The following is a 25,356-nucleotide window of genomic DNA, read 5'->3' on the forward strand; positions in this document are numbered from 1 at the left end:
CATACCGCGTCCTGCTCACCGTCCTTGCGTGGTGACCGCTCGAAATCAGCGGGGTGGGGGCTGCAGCCGGGTGGGCGTGGTGAAGGCGGACGGAAGCAGTGAGGTGACGGGAGGCAAACGCACGTCAGGCTGCTGGGCGGGGAGACGAGCCGGTTCATCGAGGGCGCCGACGAAATCCAATGGTATGAAGAACAACAGCATTACGGCGGCCCCCTGGAACACGAACCGCGCCCCCTTGATTTCCGGCTGCTCGAGCAGGCGGTTCCACCACTGGCACAGGCGATTCCAGCGACTCGGCGGCATTGCGGACTCGTGGAACACGGCGCCTCCATCGAAATGACCCTCGCTGGTCGTATCGCCGTACGCCACATCGCATTACGGCCTCAGTCGCACAGTTCGATGCGGCGGCGTGCTGGGCTACGCCGAACGAACTGGCAAGCGGCAGTTGAGGATGTTCGCGCGCAGTCACCAACCGCCGGCAACCAGTCACTCCGTTTGGAACTGTGCAACCACGTGAGTTCGGTATCGATGGATCCTCCGGCGAGCCCTGTGCGACCATCCGGAAATCGCTGGATCTTCCGAAACTCGATGCCGTCGTCGAACAACTCCGAGAGCGTCACCAACGGTTCGTCACCTACGGTCTGCCTACTTTCGATCTACTATCCGGAACCTCACTGTAGATCCTGGCCGGTGACACATCTTGCTGGCTGCCAAAGAGATTCGATGAGAATGCACCGATCCCAGCAGTGCACCACTCGGCTACATAGAGCGTTCAGCCAACGCCAGATCAGCTCGCGCCGTTGACCTTCGCCCTGCGGGCACTGGCTGGTCCGGTCAGCGCGACCAGCGGCATGTCAGTGCGTTCGGTGTGCTCGATCCAGGCCGTCGCGAGTCACATCGCCATCCGCATAGGATGGGTCGGTGTCGCGTGTACGCGCCAGGTGGACGGCGTCGGCATGGAGGCACCGCACTTCAGGAGGCAGCCATGGGTCCACTTCCGATTCCCTGCTGATGCCGCGCGCGCCTCGCTCAGACTGCGCGACAACCACTGCCACAGCGCCTTTTACGCCCTCACGCGTTCTTGCCATCAGCGAGGGATGCCTCCCGTCTACCCCATTTCGCGAAAAGAGATCTCCATGTCCACCGACCCCCATCGCGCCCGAGCCCTGGGCCGCGAATTGATCGACACTCACCAGTGGTTGCGTAGCGAACTTCGCCGCGTTACCCACTCCCTGGACGAGTATCCGGCCACGACCCCGATCGGCTCCCTACGGGACCTGCGCGCACACTGCCTGGCCTTCTGCCAAGCCCTCACCGCCCATCACACAAGCGAGGATGAGACAGCGTTTCCCGTTCTGGCTCAACGCTTTCCCGACCTGCGGCCGGTCCTGACCGAACTCTCCGCCGACCACCATCTGGTCGCGGACATCCTGACCCGCATGACCACCGCGCTTGCCGAAGTCAGCATCGAGAATCTTGCGACGGTACGCGCTGAGGTCGCAGGGCTGTCAGCCATTCTGGAATCCCACTTCCAGTGGGAGGAACGCCGCATCGCGGCCGCCTTGGACGAGTTGCCGAGCGCCGACTACACCGCAGCGGAGTTGTTCAGCCGCAGGCACTGATCTTCGGCTATGCATCGTTGACCCCTTCGGTCAGCGCGGGAAGCGGTATTTCAGCGCGTTGTCGGAGCACGGTCCAGCATTGCGGAGCGAACTCTCATCCTTTGCAGAACGAGCACGCGCAACGTGCTCCTCCTGAACAAGACGAGCAGAATGCGCCTTCAGGATCGCCGTATGCCTTAACTGCGGCGGCATCATGTTCGAGCAGGCAAGCTGGTCTATCCCGGGTTTTTCGGAGTCGGGATGTTGGATTCTTGTGCCACCCTGATGAGGAGGAGTGGCATGGGACGGCGTGGGTATCCACCGGAGTTCCGGCGCAAGGTGCTCGATCTGGTCGAGGCCGGCCGCAAGATCGCCGACATTGCACGGGATCTGGACATCAGTGATCAGACGATCTATACCTGGCGTCGCCAGGACCGCATCGACCGCAGCTTGGAAGCAGGCCTGACCAGCGCGGAGAAGGCTGAACTGGTGGCGGCGAAACAACGCATCGCGCAACTGGAAGCAGAGCTGGTGGTGCATCGGCGGGCAACTGAGTTGTTGAAGGGGGCGGTGCGCCCAAAAGCCAAGTACGCCGCGGTCGCGGCGATGGCGGAGGAAGGGATGTCGATCCAGATCGCCTGCCGGGTGCTCGGAGTCTCTGAATCCGGTTTCTACGACTGGCGTTCGCGCCCGCCGTCGCAGCGGCAGGTCCGTCATGCCTGGCTGACCGAGCTGATCGCCGAGGTTCATCAGCGTTCCCGCGGCGCTTACGGCAGCCGCCGGGTGCACGCCGAACTGCGGCTTGGCCGCGGCATCGTCGTCGGGCACGGAGCGGTCGAGTTACTGATGCGGCGGGCCGGGATCGTCGGCGCGATCGGTCGGCCGAAGTGGAAACACGCCAAACCCGACCAGATCGCCACCGACCACGTCAACCGGAACTTCACCTCGGAAGCGCCGAATCGCAAGTGGCTCACCGATATTACGGAACATCACACAAGAGAAGGGAAGGTCTACTGCGCGGTGGTCCTCGATGTCTATTCACGTCGCGTGGTGGGCTGGTCGATCGACTCCAGCCCGAACGCCGCGCTGGTGACCAATGCGCTCGGGATGGCCATCGACACCCGTCGTCCCGGGAACGGAACGATCATTCATTCCGATCAGGGCACGCAGTTCGGGTCATGGGCATTCACCAAGCGCGCCAAGGACTCTGGGCTCGTTCCCTCGATGGGCAGCGTCGGCGACTGCTACGACAACGCGATGATGGAATCGTTCTAGTCGCGGATGCAGGTCGAGCTGCTGGACCGTCGCCGCTGGAACACCCGCGTCGAACTGGCCAACGCGATCTTCGAATACCTCGAGATCTTCCACAACCGACAGCGCCGTCACAGCAGCCTCGGCATGCGAACACCGATAGAGTTTGAAAACACAACCGTCGTGGCATGAAGTCAAGCAACCCGACTCCGCGAAACCCAGGGAAGACCAAGCCCTCCGAGAAAGCGGGGGAACCTCACGGCAGATCAGTGGACCAGTGCGGATCCGGCCTCAGACAACACTTATCGCGGGATTTCTACCACTTCGACCAAGATTCGCTGGAAAGTGTTGGCGTAGGCCGGATCCGGTTCCTCCACACGCCCTGAGTCGATACCGCCCCGCCTCCACGGCTGACCTGAACGTTGATCGAAACGATGACCTCCGCTGTCAGCGCAGGCCGCAGTTCCTCGATGCGATCAGCACATTGGACCCATACCCGAGCCAACTCGGCGACCTCGGACGGTGACCACGCCATGCGCAAGTGACGGACGTCGATCCTTTCCATCGGCAGTCCCGGAGAGATCTTCTGCTCGACTGGGTAATCGTCGCGGTGCCTGACCAGTCGGCCGATGAACCGGTCGAACGGTATGAATAGATGCCAGTCCGCGGAAGGTGCATTCGGCATGATCGGTTCATGCCAACCATGTCCGACGCTGGTGGCGGGTGGTCGGTGGGCTTGGGCGTAGGGTGAGGTTCTGTGGAGGCGGACAGCAAGCTGGAGGACTTACGGTCGGTGCTCTCATGCGTTTTCGAGAAGCTCGGCGCCGAGTGTCTCACTGAGCCCGATCGGGTCGAGTTGGTGGCGCGCGCCGAAGTGGTTCAGGACCAGATCGATGCGATCCAGGATGACATCGATGACGAGCGCATGCGGACGACAGCCGCGCCGGAGCCTTCGGACGATCGACTGTTCTGAGACAGCGACGAACCCCCGAGTGAACTCGGATGATCGTGGTTGCCGATATCGAGCGTGGTCCGGTTCAGTCTGTGGCGAGACCGTTGCGGACTGCTGTGGGGGGTGCGCCGTGCCAGCGGCGGATTGCTCGGCGGAGTACGCGCTCGTCGCTGTAGCCGACTCGGCGGGCTATCGATCGCATCGATAGGTCGGGGTTGCGGAGGAGGGTGAGGGCTCGGGTCTGGCGGGCCTTTTCCACCTCTGTGCGCCAGGTTGTTTCGTGTTCGGACAGGCGGCGTTGGAGGGTGCGGGGGCTCATGGCCAGGCGCTCGGCTACCGCTTCGAGGGAGAGGATGTTCTGGTCGAAGACGATGTCCAGCGCTACGCGGAAGGAGTCGTACCAGCAGAGCACGGGTTTGGCGGCAGCCAGGGTCAGGTCGGCGTGGTGTTGCAGGATCTTGGCGAGGCCGGGCTGGGATTGCGGGAGCGGGGCGTGGGCGTCTTCGTCGAGCAGGGTGATCGAATTGGCGGGGGCCTCGTAGTCGATGCGGGTGGTGCCGAAGAACTCGGTCAGCCGGCGATGTTCGCGAGGTGCGCGGTGGGACAGGCTGACTCGGAGGGGGACGATCGGGCGGCCGGTGGCCTCCCGTGATCGTTTGAGGAACAGCGCGAGCACGAATATCTCGATGGCCTCGACGACGTCGGGCACCGCCGGGCCGGTGGCGTGGCCGACGATGAATTGGCTGCCGCTCTCCATGACCTGGGTGCGGTCCGCACCCGGATCGCCGATCACATCCAGGTAGGTCAGCGCCTGCGGTGTGGTCTCGATCAGGCTGGGGCCCGTCGTGTACAGGTAATCCCACAGGCCGAGGGTTCCCACCGGCGCTTGGTCGGCGACGTGCACGCCGATCGCGGTTCCGGCGTCGCTCAGGGTGAGCTGCTCCCACAGCGCGATCATGGTCGGGGTCGATACCCGGGCCAGATCGTCGGCGAGCACCTCGGGCCGCAGATCCGGCAGGTGCGCGAACTGGCCGCGGTTCATGCCCAGATCTGCTACGACACCCGATACCAAGCGGGCCAGACTGGAGGAGACGGTGCCGTCGTTCGCGGCACGGGATCTGCCTGGAGTCACCACAATCCTCGATCGATCAACTCGAATTCCATTACTGCTGTGCGGGTTCGATGCGGTGGCGGTTCAGCAGCAGGAGGATGGCGAGGACGGGGTAGACGAGGATGGGGAGCAGGGTGCCGGGGTAGAAGGTCTGGTCCACGAGGATGGCGGTGCCGGTGAGGAGAGTGAAGTCGAAGAGGCCGTGGATGATCGAGTTGGCGGTGTTGCCTCGGGTCACGCGGCGGATGAGGTAGAAGAAGTAGCCGGCGAGGCTGACCATGATGGCTTGGGGTAGGGCCGAGGCCCCATGGGTGATGCCGTTGGTGAGGTGGACCGCGCCGAAGACGATGCTGGACCACAGCGCGACCCGGCCTTCGGTGAGCCCGTGTTCGCGCAGCACCACGACGCCGAGGCCGCGGAACATGCCCTCCTCACCCCAGCCGACGAACTGGGTGGCGATCAGCAGGACCACGACGTACAGCCAACCCTTTTGCGCGAGTGCGCTGTAGCCGATGCCACCGGCGATGGCGACGAGGAACACGATCGGCACCACGCGGACCCAGGGCCGGGTCGGGCGGTCGTCGTGCAGGACCGGGCGCAGCCATCCGAGGTAGGCGATCACGCCGTAGGTGAACGCCAAGGCCACGCCCAGCGGGATGATCATTCCGTAGAACACTCCGCGCGTGGACAGGAAATCCTCTTCCCCGCTGAGGTGTTTCATCAGGATCCCGCCACCTTGAATGATGGCGAGGTAGGCGATGACGACAGCGGCGAACATCGGATAGGACAGACGCCGGCCGGTGGGAACGGCCCGCGCCTCGGTATGCGGCGTGCTCATGAGCTAAACATAGAAGATCATCACGCCGTGATCTGCCATGTGGCACCGTGCGGCGGGCATCGACGCGATCAGCGGATGGAGCGCACTTCGGGTTCGGTGTCGGTGTCGACGGCCTTGATCGCTTCGGGGAGAAGCTGATCCAGGTGATAGGGGTAGACGGTTTCGCCGGATCCGTCGAGGTCGATGATGTCGGCGGGGGTGCACCACTTGTTGCCGGTGATGGAGCGGCGTTCGATGAAGTCGAGCTTGGCCGGCTTCGGGTCGAACGCCTTGACGCGCAGGACGAAGAAGAGTTCCTCCGAACGGATGAGTTCGCCGTTGAAGGGGAATACGGCGACGCGCCGCCAGAGCGGGCCGCGCAGCATGGAGGAGTCGGCGGGGTAGCCGGTTTCCTCGTGGAGTTCGCGAATCGCGGCCTCGCGCAAGGTTTCTCCGGGGTCCACGCCGCCGCCGATGGTGAACCAGAACTGCACGTCGGGGACCTGGGGGTCGCGGCCGCGCAGCAGCAGGACCCGGTCCTGTTCGTCGAGCAGGACGATGCGGGCGGAGGTGCGGACGGTGTCGACGTCGAGACCGGTGGAGGCGGCGGGGGTGACCCGTTCGGCGATCTCGAAATAGGTTGGCAGGGGGGCGGTTCCGCCGAGGTGCAGCCAGCGGACCAGGCGGCGGGTGCGCAGGGCGAGGGTGTCGCGGACGGCGTCGTTGTGGAAGCGGCGGGCGATGAGCACCCGGGCTTCGGCGTCGGCGAGCTCGGCCACCAGCTGCGGGGGCAGCAGGGCGATGTCGACGGCGGAAAGTGCTGCGGCGAGCTGGTTTTCGACGGTTTCGCGGTCGCGCCAGTTGGTGCGTTCGGCGCGATCGGCCAGGGAGGTGAGGCGGCGGGCCTGTTCGGCCAGTTCCGGATCGGCCGAGGCGCCGGTGAGGCGACCACTCGAGTCGCGGTCGGCGGCCCGGCCCGCCAGGGTGGTGGCCACCGACCGGCCCACCACGGCACGGCGGGCCAGCGCGGCGTCGAGCGCGTGCCGGGCCTGGTCGGTGCGAACATGCAGGCGGTCCAGGCGATTCGCGGTGGTGTAGGCCCACACGCCGATGGTGATGACGACCGCGGCGATGAGCGTGAGGACCAGAATGGTGGTCGCGGAGAAGGTGATCATCCGGCGGTCCTCACGCGCACGTCGCCGACGGTGACGGTTTCGTACACGCGCAGGATCTGTTCTGCCACCACCGGCCAATCGTATTCGCCGACAACCTGATTGGCGGTGCGGATGAACTCCTCGCGCACGGCCGCATCGGTGAGCATGGTGTCCAGCGCGACGGCCAGCCGATCGGAATCGCCGACGGGGACCAGCATTCCGGCGGTGCCGTCCCGCAGCACGCGGCGGAAGGCGTCGAGATCGCTTGCCACCACGGCGGTTCCGGCGGCCATGGCCTCCACCAGCACGATGCCGAAGCTCTCGCCGCCGATATTCGGGGCGCAGTACACGTCGGCGCTGCGCATGGCGGACGCCTTCTCCGCGTCCGAAACCTGGCCCAGGAAGCGCAGATGCGAGGCGTTCTCCCCCGCTTCGCGACGCAGCTTGTCCTCGTCACCGCGCCCGACGATCAGAATCTCCACCTCGGGATGGCGGCGCACCAGCGCGGGCAGCGCGCCCAGCAGCACCTCCATGCCCTTGCGCGGTTCGTCGAAACGCCCCAGGAACAGCACGGTTCCGCCCTGGCGCGGATATCCCGGCAGCAGCGGCGCGTGCGCGAAGGCGGGCACGTCCACCCCGTTCGGGATCTCCACCGCGTCCCCGCCGAGCGCCTCCACCTGCCAGCGTCGCGCCAGCTCCGACACCGCGATGCGGCCACTGATCTTCTCGTGGTACGGCCGCAGCACACCCTGAAAAGTACTGAGCACCAACGACTTCGTGGTCGAGGTGTGGAAGGTGGCCACGATCGGCCCCTCCGCGATCTTCAACGCCAGCATCGACAGGCTCGGCGCATTCGGCTCGTGAATGTGCAGCACGTCGAAATCGTTCTCGGCGATCCAGCGCCGAATCCGCGAATACGCGGTGGGCCCGAACGACAGTCGCGCCACCGACCCGTTGTACGGAATGGCGACCGCACGCCCGGCCGACACCACATAGTCGGGCAGCGGAGTGTCCTCGGCGGCGGGTGCGAGCACGCTCACCTTGTGGCCGCGTTCGATGAGCACCTGCGCCAATTCCACGACATGCGCCTGAACCCCGCCCGGGACGTCGAACGAATACGGGCAGACCATGCCGATTCTCATAGTGCGCCGTCTCCCCTGTGCCCCTGCGTGCCGGTCTCGGCCTCCGGCGATGCTTGCCCCGGGGCCTGCGGCGCCGACTGGCCCCGCGACCGCTCTGCCGAAAATCCCAGGGCCTGCTGTGCCGCCGCGATGCGGGCCAGCCGCTCCTGCGACAAATCACTCTCCCACACCGGTTGCAACATGTGCCAGTCGGCGGGGTGGGCGGCGATATTGGCCGCGAACCGGTCCGCCAACGCCTGGGTTGCCGCCGCGACCCCGCCCGAAACGTCGATGGGGGCTTCGGTTTTGAATCCCCAGCCCTCGCGCCCGTCCGGGCCGGTGGTGAACCAGCAGTGCACGGGGATCAGCGCCGCACCGGTCTCGATGGCCAGTTTGGCCGCGCCGGCGGGCATCCAGGTGCGCTCGCCGAAGAAGTCGACCGGCACCCCCTTGCCGGTGAGGTCGCGCTCCCCCATCAGGCAGACAACCTTGTTGTCGCGCAGGCGATCCGCGAGTTGCGGGAACGGGGGCTGCTCGCCACCGCTCAGCGGGAACACCTCGAAGCCGAGGCTCTCCCGGTATTCCATGAACCGCACGAACAGCGATTCCGGCTGCAAACGCTCTGCGACAGTGGCCAGTCCGCCCTGGTTCTGCACCAGCCACACGCCGGCCATGTCCCAGTTCCCGGAGTGCGGCAGCGCCAGCACGGCGCCGCGCCCGGCGGCGACGGCGGCCTCGAGGTGCTCGACCTCGTTCACGAACAGCCGTCCCGACCGCACCATGTCGGCGTGATCCATGGACGGCAATCGGAACGCCTCCCGCCAGTAGCGGGCATAGGAGCGCATGCTGTCCCGGATCAGCTCATCGGGCACCTGCTCCGGCGGCACCCCGAGCACGCGGGCCAGATTGCGCCGCAACTGATTCGGATGTCCGGCGTGCGCGGCCTTGTTGGCCTTGCGCGACCCGAGGTCGGCTCCGGCGTCGAACAGCTTGCGCGCCAGGCCCTCCGGCAGTCCGCGCACCAGCCGCCACCCGGCCGCGTACCCCTGATCGGTCAACGCGGACGTGAAATCGCTGCTCACTGCTGCGGTGCCTCCGGGGCCTTCGCCGCGGGGGCGAGAACGTCGCGGGCCCCGGGCGAATTGCGCACCGCGAGGACCCGCTGGAACACGGTGATGATGCTCAGCACCGCGAGGGCGTACATGGCCGCGTACACCGCGTAGGACAGCCATTCGATGCCGAAATGCCCTCCGATGCCGGTGAATCCGGCGCCGACGAGCACGATGACCAGCCGGTCCGGGCGTTCGATGAGCCCGCCGTCGGCCGACAGCCCGCTGGCCTCCGCGCGCGCCTTGGCGTACGAGATGACCTGCGAGGTCACCAGCACGATCAGCGTCGCCAGGAACAGGTGCTTGCTGTGCTCGGTGTACACCGCCCACCAGGCGAGCGCGCCGAAGATGGCCCCGTCCGCCACGCGATCACACGTGGCGTCCAGCACCGCGCCGTATTTCGTGCCGCCGCCGCGCGCCCGCGCCATCGCACCGTCGAGCATGTCGAACATGACGAACAGCCAGATCACCATGGTTCCCCAGAACAGGTGATCGGTCGGGAACAGCGTGACCGCGGCCGCGATCGAGGCGGTGGTGCCGATGAGCGTCATCGCGTCGGGGGTCAGCCCGGTGCTCACCAACGCTTTCCCCAGTGGGGCAGTCGCTTTGGCGAACGTTTCGCGACCGAAGAAGCTCAGCACGCTACTCGGATTCCTTCCATGCCTGCGCCAGCAGCCCCCGCGTCTCGCGCAGCAGCTGCGGCATGACCTTCACTCCGCCGACGACGGTAATGAAGTTCGCGTCGCCGCTCCAGCGCGGCACGATGTGTTGATGCAGGTGATCGGCAAGTGAACCGCCGGCAACGCCGCCGAGATTCAATCCGACATTGAATCCGGCCGGGCGCGAGACCTTCTTCATGACCCGGATGGCCTGCTGGGTGAAGGCCATGAGCTCGGTGGACTCGTCGAGGGTGAGGTCCTCGAGGTTGGCCACGCGACGGTAGGGCACGACCATCATGTGGCCGGGGTTGTACGGGTACAGGTTGAGCACCGCGTACACCCACTGCCCGCGCGCGATGATCAGCCCGTCCTCGTCCGCCATCTCGGGGATGTCGGTGAAGGGGTGCCCGGACTTCTTGGGCGCGTCGGCGTCCGCGTCCTTGGCCTCCTTCTCGGCGGCCTCCCCGGTGATGTAGGACATGCGGTACGGCGTCCACAGCCGTTGCAGGCGATCGGGTTCACCCGCGCCGCGATCCACGATGGTCTCGCGCGGTGCCGAATCCTGTTGTCCCGAAGCCTCGTTCAGCCCAGCCGTACGTTCACTCATGCATCACCCTTGCGGATCTCGAACCCCTCCGCGGTGGGAGAAGCGTTCTCACGGCGCTGAACCCAGTCGATGATGGTCGCGACCGCATCCTTGACCGGCACGCCGTTGACCTGGGTGCCGTCCCGGAAGCGGAAGCTGACCGCGCCGGCCTCCACGTCCCGCGCACCGGCGAGCAGCATGAACGGCACCTTCTGCGCGGTCTGGTTGAAGATCTTCTTCTGCATGCGGTCGTCGGAGCGATCCAGCTCGGCGCGAATGCCCGCGGCCTGCAACTCCTCGATCACGCCGTCCAGGTGCTCGGCGAAGGTCTCGGCGACCGGAATGCCGACCACCTGCACCGGCGACAGCCACGCCGGGAACGCGCCCGCGTAGTGCTCGGTGAGCACACCGAAGAAGCGCTCGATGGAACCGAACAGCGCGCGGTGGATCATGACCGGGCGATGCTTGGCGCCGTCCGCGCCGGTGTACTCCAGTTCGAACCGCTCGGGCAGGTTGAAGTCGAGCTGGATGGTCGACATCTGCCAGGTGCGGCCGAGGGCGTCCTTGGCCTGCACGGAGATCTTCGGGCCGTAGAAGGCCGCGCCGCCCGGATCCGGCACCAGGTCCAGACCGGAGTCGGTGGCCACCTTGCGCAGGGTTTCGGTGGCCTCCTCCCACAGCTCGTCGGAGCCCACGAACTTCTTCGGGTCCTTGGTGGACAGCTCGAGGTAGAAGTCGTCGAGGCCGTAGTCGCGCAGCAGCGACAGCACGAACTGCAGGGTGGTGGTGAGCTCCGCGTGCATCTGCTCCTTGGTGCAGTAGATGTGCGCGTCGTCCTGCGTCATGCCCCGCACGCGGGTGAGGCCGTGCACCACGCCGGACTTCTCGTAGCGGTACACCGAGCCGAATTCGAACATGCGCAGGGGCAGTTCGCGGTAGGAGCGCCCGCGCGACCGGAAGATCAGGTTGTGCATCGGGCAGTTCATCGGCTTGACGAAGTAGTCCTGGCCGGGCTTGCGCACGGTGCCGTCCTCATTGAGTTCGGCGTCGAGGTGCATGGCCGGGAACATGCCGTCGCGGTACCAGTCCAGGTGACCGGAGACCTCGAACAGGTGGCCCTTGGTGATGTGCGGGGTGTTGACGAACTCGTAGCCGGCGGCGGTGTGGCGGCGGCGCGAGTAGTCCTCGAGCTCCTTGCGGATGATGCCGCCCTTGGGGTGGAACACCGGCAGGCCCGAGCCCAGTTCGTCGGGGAAGGAGAACAGGTCCAGTTCCAGGCCCAGCTTGCGATGGTCGCGCTTCTCGGCCTCCTCGAGCAGGCGCAGGTATTCGTCCTGGGCCTCCTGCGATTCCCAGGCGGTGCCGTAGATGCGCTGCAGATCCTCGCGGCTCTGATCGCCCCGCCAGTAGGCGGCCGAGGAGCGGGTCAGCTTGAACGCCGGAATGTACTTGGTGGTCGGGCAGTGCGGGCCGCGGCACAGGTCGCCCCAGACCTTCTCGCCCGAGCGCGGATCCAGATTGTCGTAGATGGTCAGCTCGTTGCCGCCGACCTCCATGACCTCCGGATCGTCGATGCCCGACTTGTCGGAGATGAGCTCGAGTTTGAACGGCTCCTTGGCCAGTTCGACCCGCGCCTCGTCGATGTCGACCACCCGGCGCGAAAACCGCTGCGCGTCTTTGATGATCTTCTTCATGCGGGATTCGAGCTTGGTCAGATCCTCCGGGGTGAACGGCCGGTCCACCTGGAAGTCGTAGTAGAAGCCGTCCTTGATGTAGGGGCCGATGCCCAGCTTGGCTTCCGGGAACTCCTGCTGCACGGCCTGGGCCAGCACATGCGCGGCCGAATGCCGGATCACATTGCGACCGTCCGGGGAATCGGCGGTGATGACCTCGACCTCGGTGTCGACCTCGGGGGTCCAGGACAGGTCCTTGAGATTGCCCTCGTCGTCGCGGACGACGATGACCGCGCCGGGGCCCTTGTTCGGCAGCTCCGCCTCGCGCAGCGCCGCGCCCGCGGTAGTCCCAGCCGGGACCCGGACGCGGGCGGCTGGGGTCATCGGGGCTGAGGTGGTCACGGCTGCGCACTCCTTGGCATCGTCGTCGCGGGTGGTCACCCGCTGGCTTCACTTCTGGGGAGGGGCTCCCCACGATTACGGCCGGTCACGCCCCGCAATGATTCGCAGGGCGCACAAACTCCGGCGTGCATCATGCTATCGGCACGCCGTGACACCCGCGCCAATGGACCGCCCCCGCCGCGTCGCTCAGTCCTGGTTCACCATGTCGGCCAGCAGCTTCTCCCGCTGCGCCGCAGGCCGTTTGGGGCAGCTGGTGCACATTTCACAGCCCGGCACCTCGAAAACGACGCAGCAGGAGATCCGCCGGACGAAGGTGCGCCCGGCGATGTCCTGGAAGCGCGGCACCGGCAGCCGGCCCGCGACCTCCCGCGCCAGCACGGCCCCCGCCTCCTGATCCCCGGCGTCGAGCGCCCGGTTGCCGATGGCGTCGGCCACGATCGCCCACAGCGACGCGATGCTCGCGCCCGACACCTCGGCCACCACCGGAATCACGCGAGAAAGCGTGTGCCGCAAGGCCGGGCCGGGCCCGATGGTCGAGAACGCCTCGTGCGCACCCGCGCAACCGCCGGCGGGCTCGAGGCGCACGCCGGGTTCCAGCTGGACGCCCGGCTCGAGGCGGATCATCGGCCCGGCCGACGCGGCGGCTTCCGGTTCGGTCGCGATGATCCGTTCGATCCCGCCGTCCGGCCGCACCTCGCAGGCGAAATGCTCCAGCGTCGGATCGAAGTCGGCCTCCCCCGCGACCCACGCCTCGAGGACGGGATTCACCAGCGAAGAGGCGGTCATGCACCACCACAGTGTTCCGGAGACCCGGGAATCCCCGGTCCCCCACGAGATGCCCATATCGCCGATCCGCTCCGCCAGCCAGGCCGGCGACAGCAGTTCGGTGCCGGGCACCACGCTCATCCGAACAGTGGGCTGCGCAACCATTCCCATTCGACTCCGATCAGATTCCCGACGAGACTGAACGTTCCCAGCAGCCACAGGGTGACCACCACGAGCGCGGCCGTGGCCAGCGCGGCGAGCCCGCGCACCAGCAGGCCCTGTCCGGCGAACCAGCTCATGACGCGCCGATACCGTTCGCGGGTCCAGTGCAATGTGCGGTGCGCCCAAGCGAATTCGGTGGCCAGGATGCCCAGCCCCGCGAAGACGATCAGCCAGCCCGGTCCGGGGTACGGGATCGCGAGAATGCCGATCACCAGCACCACGGCGCCCAGCACTCCCACCGCGATCCGGTAAACGAGGTTCAGGGTAGGTCGATCGGAGACGAAGCGGCGCAAGGCGCGCCAATGAACGGTAGGGCTCGACACATTGGCCAGCATAGGTGCGCCGGGGACGGACGCGCCGCGGCTGTCCGGCCCGTGCGCCCGGAGCCGGATCGGATTGCCCCACCGCCGGATACGCGCCGGGCGCGCAGCCATCCAAAGGATGAACTCCGCGCCCGGCATGTGTGCGGATCAGTGGGCGTGCGCCCCGACTGCCTCGGCCAAGGCCGATAGCTCGGCGTCGGAGATTTCCGACAGCCCGTCCCGGCCGACTTCCAGGACGCGGGCGCTGCCGATATCGAAGAACAGCCCGGTCACCGTCACCCCGCGTTCGTGGATGGCGCGGCGCACGGCCGGATGGAAGTGCAGGGTTTCCAGCTGCATGGCCACATTGACGATGCTCAACTGGTCGACCGCGCCGAATCCGGCCTCACCCGCTGCCCATGCCACCGGGTGGCCCTGGCGGAACTGCTCCAGGCTGGGGCGGGCGTGCTTCAACCAGTCGCCCAGACCGGGCCCCTGCGGCGGTCCGGTCAGCAGCGCGTTCATCGCGCCGCAGGACGAATGTCCGCACACCACAACGTGATCCACGCCCAGCTCGTCGAGCGCGAAGGTGATGGCGGCCTCGATGGAGCTGTCGCGGCCTTGCGCGGGCACGAGGTTGCCGACATTGCGGACGGTGAACAGGTCGCCGGGTCCGCTGTTGGTGATCACATTGGGCACGATCCGGGAATCCGCACAGGTCAGGAAGAGCGAGTGCGGGTTCTGCACATTGCGTAGCTCGTCCAGGTGCGGGCGCACCACGTGCGCGTGCGTGCGGTGGTAGGCGGCGACGCCGGAGGTGATCGGGTTGCCGTCGTCCTCCTTGCGCCACGGCCGCAGCACATCGTCGAGCAGGCCGCGGGCCTTGCCGCGCACCGGCGGGCCGTCCAGCGCGGCGGCCATGCGGGCGGTGCCGAGCTCGACGTATTCGACTGTGCCGCCGTTGTTCTCGTGCTGACGGGCCCAGTCGTGGATGGCCTCGTAGGCGGCGTGGTCGAGGAAGTCGACACTCAGCTCCACCAGCACGTCCACACCCGCGGGCACCCTGGACAGCTGCGCGGACAGTTTCGGCAGCGCCAGGAAGGTGCAGGTGCCGTCGATGCTGACCATCCAGCGTTCGGTCCCGGCGACGGGTCCGGCGGTCACCGAGACGCGCACCACGCGCCACAGCAGCAGCGCGAACGCCAGCAGCAGGCCGATGAGCACGCCTTCCAGGAGGTTCAGGAACACCACGCCGAGCACGGTGACGACGTAGACGAGCAGGTCGCCGGTGCGGTGCGCGAGCTTGATGTGCGCGAGTTTGACCAGCTGGATGCCGACCACGATGAGCAGACCGGCCAGTGCCGATTTCGGAATCTGCTGCACGAGTCCGGCCAGCGCGACCGAGAACACCAGCACCCAGATGCCGTGCAGGAACGCCGACGCCTTGCTCTTGGCCCCGGCCTGCACATTGGTGGCCGAGCGCACGATGACGCCGGTGACGGGCAGTCCGCCCAGCAGACCGGAGGTCATATTGGCCGCGCCCTGGGCGACCAGTTCCTTGTCGAAGTTGGTGCGCGGACCGGTGTGCATCTTGTCCACGGCCACCGCCGACAGCAGGCTCTCCACGCTGGCGATGAGCGCGATGGTCAGCACGGCGAGCGCGACCGCACCCCAGTTACCGCTGGGCACGTCGGGCAGGCCGATGGCGTCGAACAGCGAGCCGCTCAGCACGATGCGCTCGACATTGCCGGGCAGGACCAGCGACAGCACGGTGGCGACGAGAATGGCGACCAGCGGGCCGGGCACCACGCGCACCTTGCCGGGCACGTACTTCCAGCCGAGCATGATCGCGATGACGACGGCGCCGATGAAGAAATCGTCGCCGTGCAGGCTGGTGAGTTCACCGGGTAGCTGCACGATGTTCTGCAGCGCGGTGCTGTGCGAGGCGCCGCCGAGCAGCACGTGCAGCTGTTGCAGCGCGATGGTGATGCCGATGCCGGCCAGCATGGCGTGCACGACCACGGGTGCGATCGCCAGTGCGGCGCGGGCAATGCGGCTCAGACCGAAGACGATCTGCAGCGCGCCGGCGCCGACGGTGATGAAACAGGCTGTCTTCCAGCCGAATTGGTTGATGGTCTCGGCCACGACCACGGTGAGCCCGGCGGCCGGGCCGCTGACCTGTAGCGGCGAGCCGCCGAGCAGGCCGACCACCACGCCGCCGACCACGGCCGCGATGAGACCGGCGGCGATCGGCGCGTCGGAGGCGACGGCGATGCCGAGCGAAAGGGGTAGTGCGACAAGGAAAACGACGATGGACGCGGGCAGGTCGTGGCGTAGCCAGGTGGTGAACCGGTCGCTCGGTCTACCTGGCGGCGAATCGGTGTCGATGGACATGATCGCTCCTCCACCGGGTCCCCCATGAACCCGGATGAACTCGAAGTGTCTGCGGGCATTCGAATTTGGGACTGCGGACAGCACTGGCCGCAGACTCACCGGACGAGTGTGGGCAACATTAGAAGTAAAGACTTAGCAAAGGCTGAGAAAAACTGCGCCACAAAGTAAAACGAATGTGAACCTCTCTCGGCGAACTTCCGGAAACCGCGTTTATCAAGCGGATCGCGCGGCGACCGGGTGATCCACACCATCGATCTCGGCGATCTCGTCGACCGTGACCTCCACCACACGGGCCGTCGCGATGTCGAAAAACAGCCCGGACAACACGACACCACGCTCCTCCACACCGCGCCGGACCACCGGATGCGCGTACAGGGTTTCCAATTGCACGGCCACATTCACCATGCCCAATTGATCGACCGGCGGGAATCCGGCGGCCGCCGCGGCCAGCGCCACCGGATGCCCGAGCCGGAAGCGATCCAGGCTGGTCCGGGCGTGCGCGAGCCAGTCGTCCAGGCCCGAACCGGTGACGGCCTCGCCGTACAGCGCTTCCATCGCACCGCAGCCGGAATGCCCGCACACCACCACCGAACGCACATCGAGTTTGTCGAGGGCATAGACGAGCGCGGCCTCCATGGACGCGTCGCGGCCATCGGGCGGAATCAAATTGCCGACATTGCGGACGGTGAACAGATCCCCCGGACCGCTATTGGTGATCACATTCGGCACGATCCGCGAATCGGCACAGGTGACGAACAGCGAATCCGGTTCCTGGCCATCGCGCAGCACATCCAGCAGCGGACGCATCAGATGCGCGTGACTGCGGTGATAGGCCACCACGCCCGCGACCACCGGATCCGCGCGCACGGCCGTGCGCCGCCACGGGGACAGCACTTCGTCGACAATGCGGCGCGACCGGCCGCGGGCGGGCGGCCCGGCCTCGGCGGCGGCCATGCGCACGGGGCCCATCTCCACGAATTCGACTCGGCCCCCGGTGTTCTCGTGCCGACCGGCCCACTCGTGGATGGCCTCGTAGGCGGCGTGGTCGAGGAAGTCGACACTCAGCTCCACCAGCACGTCCACACCCGCGGGCACCTTGGCCAGTTCCGCGGACAGCTTCGGCAGCGCCAGGAAGGTGCAGGTGCCGTCGATGCTGACCATCCACTGCGCGGTCCCCGGCACCGGCGCGGCCACCACCGTCACCCGCACCACCCGCCACAGCAGCAGTGCGAACGCCACGCCCAGCCCGATGAGCACGCCGTCGAGCAGATTCAGGAACACCACCCCGAGCACGGTGACCGTGTACACCAGCAGATCGCCGGTGCGCTGCGCCAGGCGGATGTGCGCGAGTTTGACCAGCTGGATGCCGACCACGATGAGCAGCCCCGCCAGTGCCGCCTTCGGAATCTGTTGCACCACACCGGGAAGCGCCACCGCGAACACCAGCACCCAGAGCCCGTGCAGGATCGCCGAGGCGCGGGTGCGCGCGCCCGCCCGGACATTGGTGGCGCTGCGCACGATCACGCCGGTGACGGGCAGCCCGCCCAGCAGGCCCGAGGTCACATTGGCGGCGCCCTGTCCGACGAGTTCGCGGTCGAGATTGGTGCGCGGGCCCTGGGCCATCTTGTCCACCGCGACCGCCGACAGCAGACTCTCCACGCTCGCGATGAGCGCGACGGTCAGCACCGCCAGCGAGACCGTCCACCAGCCGCCGTGCGGGATGGCGGGCAGTCCGATGGCGTCGAACAGCGAGCCGTTCAAGGCGATTCGCTCCATGCCGCCCGGCCACACCAGCGACAGCACGGTGCCGGCGAGGACCGCCACCAGGGGGCCCGGCACCGCGCGAATGCGCGGCGGCATGTACTTCCAGCCCAGCATGATGGCGATGACGACCGCGCCCACCAGCACCGCGCCGCCGTGCAGTCCGGCCAGCTGCCGGGGCAGCTCGGTGATGTTCTCGAAGGCGGAACTGTGCGAGGACCCGCCGAGCAGCACGTGCACCTGTTGCAGTGCGATGGTGAGGCCGATGCCGGCGAGCATGGCGTGCACCACGACCGGCGCGATGGCGAGGGCGGCGCGCGCTATCCGGCTCAGCCCGAACAGGATCTGCAACCCGCCCGCGGCCGCGGTAATGAAACACGCTGCCTTCCAGCCGAATTGGTCGATGGTCTGGGCCACCACCACGGTGAGCCCGGCGGCCGGCCCGCTCACCTGGAGGGTGGATCCGCCCAGCAGCCCGGCGACCACGCCGCCCACCACGGCGGCGATGAGTCCGGCGGCGACCGGTGCGCCCGAGGCCACCGCGATGCCGAGCGAGAGCGGCAGCGCGACCAGGAACACCACGAAGGAGGCGGGCAGGTCGTAGCGAACGAGCGCGGACAGAGACGGAAGCGACGTCCGGAGTGCTGGATCGGTGTCGGTGGACATATCTCTCCTTCGCCGAAGTGGCGTCGCCGCTCCGGTTCATCGGTCAACATGTACTGGCATCGAGAGCGAGCGGCGGGCGAGGCTGAGAAAGCACGACGCTAGGGAGAACGCCGGTAATCGTAAAGACAACGCAAAGACGATGAAAAGCCTTTGCGAATGTTTGGGGCGATCCGCTACCCAATTGTGACCTACGCCACTAGTTGCGGCGAATCGATTCCAGGGTTACCGGCAAGTTCGGTGTGCCGTCCTCGAGCGAGTACGACCCGCCGGGGGCGATTCCAGCGGCGGCAACCCGGTCGAGGGTGGCCAGTCCGACGGCATCGACCGTGCCGAAGATGGTGTACTGCGGCGGCAGCTGCGAGTCGCCGTAGACCAGGAAGAACTGGCTGCCATTGGTGCCGCGTCCGTCGAGGCCGGTGGAGCCGAGGCCGTAGTTGGCGTTCGCCATGGCCAGCACGCCGCGCTCGTAGAGCATCGGGGTCTCGGCGGCGGCACTGCCCGCCGCGTACCGGGTGGTGGGGAACTCGTTGTCGAAGGCGTAGCCCGGTCCGCCCGACCCCGTTCCGGAGGGATCGCCGCACTGCAGCACCTTCAGTGAGCCGGACGTGGTGAGCCGGTGGCAGGCCACGCCGTCGTAGAAGTGCTGGTCGATGAGGCTGACGAAACTATTGACGGTGCAGGGGGATTCGGAGGTCCGGAGGACGACTCCGATCGGGCCCTGACTGGTGTCGAGGGTGACGCTGGTGGACCCGGTCGTCGAGATCCCGGTGCCGGACGGCTTTTTCACGGGTTTGGCCGCCGGTTCGGCGGCGCTGCGATAGGCACAGTTCACGGTCGCAGGCAGGGCAGTCTGCCCGGCCCCGCTCGTCTCGGCCCCGCGCGAGACCTCGACGCTGACCGACCCCGAACCCAGGGCGTCCGATGCCCGATTCACGACGTACACGCTCCCGGCGACCAGCACCGCGAGCACGACCGCCCCGGCCGACAGCCCAGCCGCCAGCCATCGGCCCCTGCTCCTGGAGACCGGCCGCATCTCAGCCGAATATGGCTGCCCCATAACGGGGTTCATGACACCGCGGTCCGTGGGCGCGCCCGCCAACAGTGCCCGTCGCGCATCCTCGGCCAGCGCCGCACACGTCGGGTACCGATGCTCCGGATTCTTGGCCATGGCAATGGCCAGCACTCGATCCAGATCCGGCGGCAGATCCGGCCGCACCGCCGTGGGCCGCGGCGGCGGCGCGGTCAGATGCGCCCCGATGACGCCGCCCGGATCGGCGTACGGATACGGCAGCTGCCCGGTCAGCATCTGATACAGCGTGCACCCCAGCGAGTACACATCCGCCCGCGAATCCACCAGCCCGCCGGAAAACCGTTCCGGCGCTGCGTAACCGAAGCTCGCCGTGATTCCGGTCCCGGTGGCGGTGGCGTCCTGCAGCACCGCGATCCCGAAATCGGTCACCGAAACCCGTTCGGCCCCCGTGTGATCCCGGTCGACGAGCAGATTCGCCGGCTTCACGTCCCGATGCAGAATCCCGCGACTGTGCGCGTAATCCAGTCCGGCCGCCGCCTGCCCGATCAATCCGACTGCCCGATCGGCCGCCAGCGCACCGGCTTCCGCGATCAGCCGCGAGATATCGATGCCGTCCACATACCGCATGGAAATCCACAGCTGCTCCTCCCCGGCCCCGCTGTGGTCGTACACCCCGACGATATTGGGATGCTCGAGCCCCGCCAGCAGCGCGGCCTCCCGCTCGAACCGCGCCCGCATGCCGGGGTCGGCGATCGCGCTCTCCCCCAGCACCTTCAAGGCCACGAACCGGTCCATCCGAGGATGCCGGGCCCGGTACACGACCCCCATCCCGCCGGCCCCGAGCAGCGCGTCGATCGCATACCCGGCGAACACGTCCCCCTGCGCCAACCGCACGCGCACTCCTTCTCCCAGCAAACCGTCCCGGAGAAGATACCGTGCGAGCTGCCGCTTCAGCTGTTCGCGGGGGCGGCGAACAGCCGGACATAATCGCCCTGGTCGGTGAGGAACCCCGGGGTGAACAGTGAGCGGGGTGCGAACAGCGCGGTGAGCACGGCGCTGAGGCTGTTGCCGTCGAGTCCGATCCGGGTCATGCCGTGGGTGGCGTCGCGGTAGCGGGCGACGGTGAGCCGGCCGGGGGTGGTGAGCAGATCGCGGTAGGTGCGCTCGGTTTCGGCGGCGTCGACATTGACGTCGTGGTCGCCCAGGGCGAGGAATACGGGAATCCGGGTGCGGCGCAGGGCGTCCGAGGCGTCGGCGGTGTAGTTCTTGCTGACGAAGGTCCAGCGGTCCGCCGACATCGGTTCGGGGTCACCGGATTCGGCGAGATAGCGCGCGTAGTCGGCGTGTTCGTCGAGCAGGCGCAGCACGGTGTCGCGGCGGCGCAGGGCCGCAGCGGTGTCGGTGGCGGTGGCGTCGCGGGCGCGCAGTTCGGCGCGCAGGTGGTATTCGCCCTGTCGCGACCAGTTGATCGCCGGCGACACCAGGATCAGGAAGCGCAGGTCGGTGCGGGTCGCGGCGATCTCGGGCAGCACCCAACCGGCTTGGCTGGCGCCCCAGAGGCCGATGCGGCGGGGATCTATGTCGGTGCGCTCGCGCGCCCAGTCGATGGCGGCCGACGCCTCGGCCGCACGGTCGGCCATGCTCTGGTGCAGCCAATTGCCTTCCGCGCCGGCGACTCCGGGCTTGTCCCAGGACAGCGACGCGTATCCGGCGCGGGCCAGCGCCTCCCAGATCGGGCGGTAGAAGGTGTCGTGGGTGGCGTCGATCGGGCCGTCGCCGTGCACGAAGACGACCAGGCCGAAGGGGCCGGCGCCGTCGCGGGGGCGGGCGAGCACACCCTGCAACGGCTGGGCCGCACCGGAGATGGTGACCCGTTCTTCACGCAGCGCGTAGTCGTTCTGATGCAGAATCCACACACCGGCGGCCAGCACCATCGCGACCACGCCCGCCAGCGCCACCAGGACCAGTGATCGGCGTGACCGTCGGGAGCCGGAAGTGGCTGTGGCCGAATCTTTTTCGATGGTCATCGGCGGCACCATTGTGCCCGCGGCGGGCACACTGTCCAGCCGTTGCCGTCGGGTCTCGGCACCCGGGTCCACTTGTTCCGGTCGCCCGGCCTGCCCACGTCGGATTCGGCGGGGTGATGCGGTGGCGCGTTGCCGCCCGGATCGGCCTGCGCCGGCGACGCTCCCAGGGCGAGGCCGGCGGTCATGGTGGCGGCGAAGAGGATTCGAGCGAAGGGGGCACGCATGATGATCCTTGTCTGGTGTCTGCGGGAAAGCGGGCAGGCGGTGGCGCACGGTCAGTGGCCGGGGCGGGCGAGCGGCTCCTCCTCGATCAGCAGACAGGAGGTGCCGGGTGGGCATCCGAGTTCCCGCCCCAGATCACGGAACATCCGATCGGGATCGATGACTGCTTCCGGGGCGTGCACGCCGGGGCGGCGTACGAGCCCGTCGAGGAGTTGAGACAGGCCCAGCGCCAAGGGGATTGCTGTGGCGCGGGCCATGTCGGCGGTGAATTCTCGTGCGCCGCGTGCGTTCTCGTCGTCGATGCGGGCGAGGACCGCGTGCCGCCGGCCGTCCTTGCTGCCGTACGCGACGGCGAAGAAGGGCGGCAGGGTACCGGGGGCGGCGTAGCGGCCGGCCGTGGCGTGTGCGCGGATGCCGCGCAGCACACCGGGTTTCATCAGTTTCGCCGCCGCTGATTCGGCGGTGAGCCGGCCGCGGTCGATATCGCGGCGCAGTCCGTCCAGATAGGCGACGGTGCTCGGCGTGACGACCATGAGCGTGGCCGAGACGCCTGCGGGCCGGACGGTGTGGCGCAGCGTGACCGGTTCCGGATGGCCGACCGTGTAGGCGGTCCCGCGCCGATTGCCGGGCAGCTCGAGCGGAATCGGGCGCAGTGGCCGCCAGCGCGCCGGTCCGCCGGCCTCCACCACGCTGATGGTTCCGCTGAGCTGCGCCATCCAGTGCACGGCCGCCGCCGAGGGCCGCCCACCCGCACCCGCGAACTGTTCTGCGCCGTCGTCCGCCGGCACGTCGACCGGCCACGCGGTGTAGACATCGTCCACGGTGTCGAGCCGGCGGGTGGCGGCCAGTGCGAGCAGGTTGCTGATGCCCGGGCTGGCGCCCATGCCGAGGACGGCGCAGATTCCGGAGCCGCGGGCCGCGGCGTCCAGCTTCAGCATGTCGATCGTGGGTTCCCAGTCGTCGCACAGATCCAGGTAGTGCGTGTGGTTCTCGATCGCGGCCCAGAGCACCTCGAGGCCGAATTCGTAATAGGGGCCAACGGTATTGAGCACCACATCCGCCGGTCGCAGTACCTCCCGCAGCGCGGCGCGATCGGTGACATCCACGTGCGCGGCCCGCACGGGCAGCGGCGCGTGCGCGTGCGCGGCCGCCACCCGTTGCGCCGCCGAGAGGTCACGGTCGGCGATGACGAGCTCGTCGATCCCCGGCAGCCGCAGGACCGCTTCGACGGCGACCGCACCCATCGCGCCCGCGCCGCCCAATGCCAGAACTCTCATCGCTTCCCCATTCAGAAACTATCATTACGTAAACGACCGTTTTAAAAACGATAGATCCTGCGGGCACACTGCGGCAAGGGTGAGACGGAGGTCATACCTCGCGCGATTCGCTAGTGCGTGCGAGACCCGTTGCCGCCGAGGGCTTCTCGCACCGCGTCGGCATACATCCGGAAGACGCGGGCCGAGCCGGGGGTCTCGTGGCGGGCCAATTCGATCCAGCACGAGGCAACCGAAGCGCGGGCGCGCGCACCGATCCACGGCCGCGGCAGCAGCTCCGGCGGCAGCAGCGGATCCGGTTCGAGCGCGCGGGTGAACTCGGCCGCCAGTTCGATTTCCATGGTGAGCCGCTCGGTGTCCGTGAGCGCACCGGCGTGCAACCGGTCCAGTCGACGTTCGGCTACCGCGAGCAGCCGCTCGTGTCCCGCGGCAATGCTCGGCAATGACCACAACCGGGCGGCCAGCTCCCGGGGCGCACGCACCCCGCCGATCTCCAGATCATCGGTGGTCATGGTCGAAATATGCTCGGCCACACCGAATTCGGCCGCAGCCGCGGCGATCCGCTGCTCCCAGCGATGCGCCGAGACATACATTCCGCCCTGAATCGCCGCCCCGCCCAGGGCAATGATGCTGTCGCGCAGCGCATCCCGGGCGGCTCGTGCGGCCTCCGGCACCGCGAACGCGACCACGTGCCACACCCCGTCCCAGGGCGCGTCGCCCCGGTCCTGCGCATACATGTACCGAATGAAATCCAGATCGGGTGCGAGCGCGGCCCGCACCCGATCGTCGCCGCGCAAGACCGCCTTGCGCCCCCGCCCCTCCTGGGTGAACTGCCCCTCCGCGACCAGCCGCTTGATGCACAACCGCACCTGCTGATCGCTCATCCCCAGTGCATTGGCCACCGCGTACAGTTCCCCGGCATCGATGGTGAAGTCCTCGCGGAGCATGCTCTCCACAAGAGTGCGCGTCGGAATCTCGACGACGTCCGCCACCTCACACCCCTCAGTTCACCTCGGCAACCGGGTCCATACGCCCGCCGATCCTACGCAGGAGTTAACCTGTGAGGCGTTCCGAGAGGCACAAAGGTCCAGGTGCCCGCCGACGCGGTCCTCGACATCAAGGGCAATCCCGGCTGGAATTCCGCCGCCCTGCGCTGCACCGCCACCACCGGCTCGGGGCAGGCGATCGATCTGCTGCCGCCCGAGCCCGATCAGCAGCCCGAACAAGCCGCGCACGGTGGAACCTGGATCTCCTTCTGGACGGTCGCGACCGCTCCCGGAGAGATCACCGTCGGCTGCTCCGACCCCGACAACCAGATCCCGTACAGCGCAACCAGTTTCATCCGCGTCGTGCCGCGCGGCATCGCCATGACTCGCTGACCGGACCGGGCCGCTCGGACCGCCCTCGCCCATTCGACTGCGCCGGACCCGGTCCGCGCAGGAGGATGGGTGCGGGAGGTCCACTGCTACGGAGCGAGGAGAGATCCGATGGCTGATGTGACGCAACCGCCGCCGAATGGGACGCCGACCTGGGTTGATCTGGGGGTCCCGGATCACCGGCAGGCCATGGAGTTCTACGGGGCGGTGTTCGGGTGGGAGTTCGCGGAGGGGCCGCCGGAGACCGGCGGGTACACGATGTGCCTCGTGCGGGGGAAGCCGGTGGCGGCGGTCATGACCAATCCCGATCCGGGGACGACGGAGTTCTGGTGGAACCTGTATTTCGCCACCGACGACTGCGATGGGGCGGTGAAGCGGATCGCTGATGCCGGCGGGCAGGTCGTGATGCCGCCCATGGACGTGATGGATCAGGGGCGGATGGCCATTGTGGTCGATCCGGTGGGCGGGCAGTTCGGCTTGTGGGAGGGGCGGGCGCACATCGGGGCGGAGGTGGTGGCGGAGCCGGGTGCGCTGGTGTGGGCGGAGCTGTTCACCGCCACGCCGGAGCCCGCGCGCGAGTTCTACACGGCGGCCTTCGATTTCACGCTGGAGGCGATTCCGGGCGGACTCGATTACTCGGTGCTGAATCGCCCGGACGGCACACCCGTGGGCGGCATCGAGGGTGAGCCGTCGCGGGCGAAGGCGGCGTGGGTGACGTACTTCGCCGTCGAGGATGTGGACGCCACTGTCGAGCGGGCGACCACGGCGGGCGCGAAGGTGACGCTGCCCGCCGTGGATTCACCGTATGGGCGGTACGCGGGGTTGCGTGATCCGTTCGGAGCCGACTTCCGGATCATCCGGCCGGCGCAACCCGACTGAGG

23 protein-coding genes and 1 pseudogene are annotated in these 25,356 nt (G+C 67.7%); 5 read left to right on the plus strand and 19 right to left on the minus strand.

All coding sequences use genetic code 11. The features are described 5' to 3' along the window. Positions 1-45: 45 nt before the first annotated feature. Both H0264_RS28330 and H0264_RS39385 read right to left on the minus strand, forming a co-directional pair. Positions 46-321 (minus strand): hypothetical protein, encoded by a 276-nt coding sequence (locus H0264_RS28330; protein WP_181580378.1) that lies wholly within the window; start codon positions 319-321, stop codon positions 46-48. Positions 322-383: 62 nt separating this feature from the next. Then, positions 384-656, minus strand: coding sequence for a DUF6881 domain-containing protein (locus H0264_RS39385; protein ID WP_476703697.1), 273 nt, complete (start codon positions 654-656; stop codon positions 384-386). Positions 657-800: 144 nt separating this feature from the next. Here H0264_RS39385 and H0264_RS38335 point away from each other — a divergent pair, with 144 nt between their 5' ends. The 3 genes and pseudogenes from H0264_RS38335 to H0264_RS28345 all read left to right on the plus strand — a co-directional run bounded on the left by H0264_RS38335 (position 801) and on the right by H0264_RS28345 (position 3,825). After that, complete coding sequence (locus H0264_RS38335) at positions 801-1,622, plus strand: hemerythrin domain-containing protein (protein WP_220139856.1); 822 nt, start codon at positions 801-803, stop codon at positions 1,620-1,622. Positions 1,623-1,901: 279 nt separating this feature from the next. Then, positions 1,902-3,044: pseudogene (locus H0264_RS28340) on the plus strand (IS3 family transposase). 565 nt (positions 3,045-3,609) lie between these two features. Then, the gene (locus H0264_RS28345) at positions 3,610-3,825 is read left to right on the plus strand and encodes a hypothetical protein (RefSeq protein ID WP_181580379.1); all 216 of its coding nucleotides are present in this window, start codon (positions 3,610-3,612) and stop codon (positions 3,823-3,825) included. A 64-nt stretch (positions 3,826-3,889) separates the two neighbouring features. Here the strand turns inward: H0264_RS28345 and H0264_RS28350 are convergent, their stop codons facing one another. The 17 genes from H0264_RS28350 to H0264_RS28430 all read right to left on the minus strand — a co-directional run bounded on the left by H0264_RS28350 (position 3,890) and on the right by H0264_RS28430 (position 24,046). Further along, on the minus strand, positions 3,890-4,936 hold the full coding sequence (locus tag H0264_RS28350; RefSeq protein ID WP_181580380.1) for an AraC family transcriptional regulator: 1,047 nt from the start codon (positions 4,934-4,936) through the stop codon (positions 3,890-3,892). 31 nt (positions 4,937-4,967) lie between these two features. Then, complete coding sequence (locus H0264_RS28355; protein ID WP_181580381.1) at positions 4,968-5,753, minus strand: CPBP family intramembrane glutamic endopeptidase; 786 nt, start codon at positions 5,751-5,753, stop codon at positions 4,968-4,970. 68 nt (positions 5,754-5,821) lie between these two features. After that, positions 5,822-6,904 (minus strand): NUDIX hydrolase, encoded by a 1,083-nt coding sequence (locus tag H0264_RS28360; protein ID WP_181585890.1) that lies wholly within the window; start codon positions 6,902-6,904, stop codon positions 5,822-5,824. Beyond that, positions 6,904-8,028, minus strand: coding sequence for a glycosyltransferase family 4 protein (locus tag H0264_RS28365; protein WP_181580382.1), 1,125 nt, complete (start codon positions 8,026-8,028; stop codon positions 6,904-6,906). The genes H0264_RS28360 and H0264_RS28365 overlap by 1 nt, the downstream gene beginning before the upstream one ends. Then, a complete protein-coding gene (locus tag H0264_RS28370) occupies positions 8,025-9,089 on the minus strand; it encodes a phosphatidylinositol mannoside acyltransferase (RefSeq protein ID WP_244975969.1) in 1,065 nt (354 codons plus the stop codon). The genes H0264_RS28365 and H0264_RS28370 overlap by 4 nt, the downstream gene beginning before the upstream one ends. Further along, positions 9,086-9,757, minus strand: coding sequence for a phosphatidylinositol phosphate synthase (gene pgsA / locus H0264_RS28375; RefSeq protein WP_231085037.1), 672 nt, complete (start codon positions 9,755-9,757; stop codon positions 9,086-9,088). The genes H0264_RS28370 and pgsA overlap by 4 nt, the downstream gene beginning before the upstream one ends. A 1-nt stretch (position 9,758) precedes the next feature. Beyond that, positions 9,759-10,382 (minus strand): ATP adenylyltransferase, encoded by a 624-nt coding sequence (locus tag H0264_RS28380; RefSeq protein ID WP_181580384.1) that lies wholly within the window; start codon positions 10,380-10,382, stop codon positions 9,759-9,761. Next, the gene (gene thrS, locus H0264_RS28385; protein WP_420832116.1) at positions 10,379-12,418 is read right to left on the minus strand and encodes a threonine--tRNA ligase; all 2,040 of its coding nucleotides are present in this window, start codon (positions 12,416-12,418) and stop codon (positions 10,379-10,381) included. Before thrS ends, H0264_RS28380 begins: the two co-directional genes overlap by 4 nt. 204 nt (positions 12,419-12,622) lie before the next feature. Continuing rightward, entirely contained in the window at positions 12,623-13,342 is a 720-nt protein-coding gene (locus H0264_RS28390) for a (2Fe-2S)-binding protein (RefSeq protein ID WP_181580386.1), read from the minus strand. Then, a complete protein-coding gene (locus H0264_RS28395) occupies positions 13,339-13,758 on the minus strand; it encodes a TIGR02611 family protein (protein ID WP_181585891.1) in 420 nt (139 codons plus the stop codon). The genes H0264_RS28390 and H0264_RS28395 overlap by 4 nt, the downstream gene beginning before the upstream one ends. Positions 13,759-13,893: 135 nt before the next feature. Further along, positions 13,894-16,119, minus strand: a complete 2,226-nt coding sequence (locus H0264_RS28400; protein ID WP_181580387.1) for a SulP family inorganic anion transporter — start codon at positions 16,117-16,119, stop codon at positions 13,894-13,896. Positions 16,120-16,332: 213 nt separating this feature from the next. Then, complete coding sequence (locus H0264_RS28405; RefSeq protein ID WP_181580388.1) at positions 16,333-18,546, minus strand: SulP family inorganic anion transporter; 2,214 nt, start codon at positions 18,544-18,546, stop codon at positions 16,333-16,335. Positions 18,547-18,742: 196 nt separating this feature from the next. Beyond that, entirely contained in the window at positions 18,743-20,470 is a 1,728-nt protein-coding gene (locus H0264_RS28410; protein WP_181580389.1) for a protein kinase domain-containing protein, read from the minus strand. 56 nt (positions 20,471-20,526) lie between these two features. After that, positions 20,527-21,510 (minus strand): alpha/beta hydrolase family protein, encoded by a 984-nt coding sequence (locus H0264_RS28415; protein WP_231087332.1) that lies wholly within the window; start codon positions 21,508-21,510, stop codon positions 20,527-20,529. An 89-nt stretch (positions 21,511-21,599) separates the two neighbouring features. Next, positions 21,600-21,827, minus strand: a complete 228-nt coding sequence (locus tag H0264_RS28420) for a hypothetical protein (protein WP_181580391.1) — start codon at positions 21,825-21,827, stop codon at positions 21,600-21,602. Between the two features lie 51 nt (positions 21,828-21,878). Continuing rightward, a complete protein-coding gene (locus tag H0264_RS28425; protein WP_181580392.1) occupies positions 21,879-23,102 on the minus strand; it encodes a saccharopine dehydrogenase family protein in 1,224 nt (407 codons plus the stop codon). Positions 23,103-23,212: 110 nt separating this feature from the next. Next, positions 23,213-24,046 carry a PaaX family transcriptional regulator C-terminal domain-containing protein gene (locus H0264_RS28430; protein ID WP_181585892.1) on the minus strand — a complete coding sequence of 278 codons (834 nt, stop codon included), beginning with the start codon at positions 24,044-24,046 and terminating at the stop codon, positions 23,213-23,215. A gap of 144 nt (positions 24,047-24,190) precedes the next feature. Between H0264_RS28430 and H0264_RS28435 the strand changes: the two genes are divergently transcribed. Continuing rightward, positions 24,191-24,478, plus strand: coding sequence for a hypothetical protein (locus H0264_RS28435; RefSeq protein ID WP_181580393.1), 288 nt, complete (start codon positions 24,191-24,193; stop codon positions 24,476-24,478). A 108-nt stretch (positions 24,479-24,586) separates the two neighbouring features. Continuing rightward, positions 24,587-25,354, plus strand: a complete 768-nt coding sequence (locus H0264_RS28440; protein WP_181580394.1) for a VOC family protein — start codon at positions 24,587-24,589, stop codon at positions 25,352-25,354. The last annotated feature ends 2 nt before the right edge of the window (positions 25,355-25,356 follow it).

The organism is Nocardia huaxiensis, assembly GCF_013744875.1.
Lineage (GTDB): Bacteria > Actinomycetota > Actinomycetes > Mycobacteriales > Mycobacteriaceae > Nocardia > Nocardia huaxiensis.

Bases quoted from the DNA above. Each gene is read 5' to 3' on its own strand.
- H0264_RS28430 (WP_181585892.1), bottom strand. From the start codon at position 24,046: ATGCTCCGCGAGGACTTCACCATCGATGCCGGGGAACTGTACGCGGTG.
- H0264_RS28415 (WP_231087332.1), bottom strand. From the start codon at position 21,510: ATGGTGCTGGCCGCCGGTGTGTGGATTCTGCATCAGAACGACTACGCG.
- H0264_RS28420 (WP_181580391.1), bottom strand. From the start codon at position 21,827: ATGCGTGCCCCCTTCGCTCGAATCCTCTTCGCCGCCACCATGACCGCC.
- thrS (WP_420832116.1), bottom strand. From the start codon at position 12,418: ATGACCCCAGCCGCCCGCGTCCGGGTCCCGGCTGGGACTACCGCGGGC.
- H0264_RS28380 (WP_181580384.1), bottom strand. From the start codon at position 10,382: ATGAGTGAACGTACGGCTGGGCTGAACGAGGCTTCGGGACAACAGGAT.
- H0264_RS28425 (WP_181580392.1), bottom strand. From the start codon at position 23,102: ATGAGAGTTCTGGCATTGGGCGGCGCGGGCGCGATGGGTGCGGTCGCC.
- H0264_RS28355 (WP_181580381.1), bottom strand. From the start codon at position 5,753: ATGAGCACGCCGCATACCGAGGCGCGGGCCGTTCCCACCGGCCGGCGT.
- H0264_RS28440 (WP_181580394.1), top strand. From the start codon at position 24,587: ATGGCTGATGTGACGCAACCGCCGCCGAATGGGACGCCGACCTGGGTT.
- H0264_RS28390 (WP_181580386.1), bottom strand. From the start codon at position 13,342: ATGAGCGTGGTGCCCGGCACCGAACTGCTGTCGCCGGCCTGGCTGGCG.
- H0264_RS28405 (WP_181580388.1), bottom strand. From the start codon at position 18,546: ATGTCCACCGACACCGATCCAGCACTCCGGACGTCGCTTCCGTCTCTG.
- H0264_RS28395 (WP_181585891.1), bottom strand. From the start codon at position 13,758: ATGCTGGCCAATGTGTCGAGCCCTACCGTTCATTGGCGCGCCTTGCGC.
- H0264_RS28400 (WP_181580387.1), bottom strand. From the start codon at position 16,119: ATGTCCATCGACACCGATTCGCCGCCAGGTAGACCGAGCGACCGGTTC.
- H0264_RS28365 (WP_181580382.1), bottom strand. From the start codon at position 8,028: ATGAGAATCGGCATGGTCTGCCCGTATTCGTTCGACGTCCCGGGCGGG.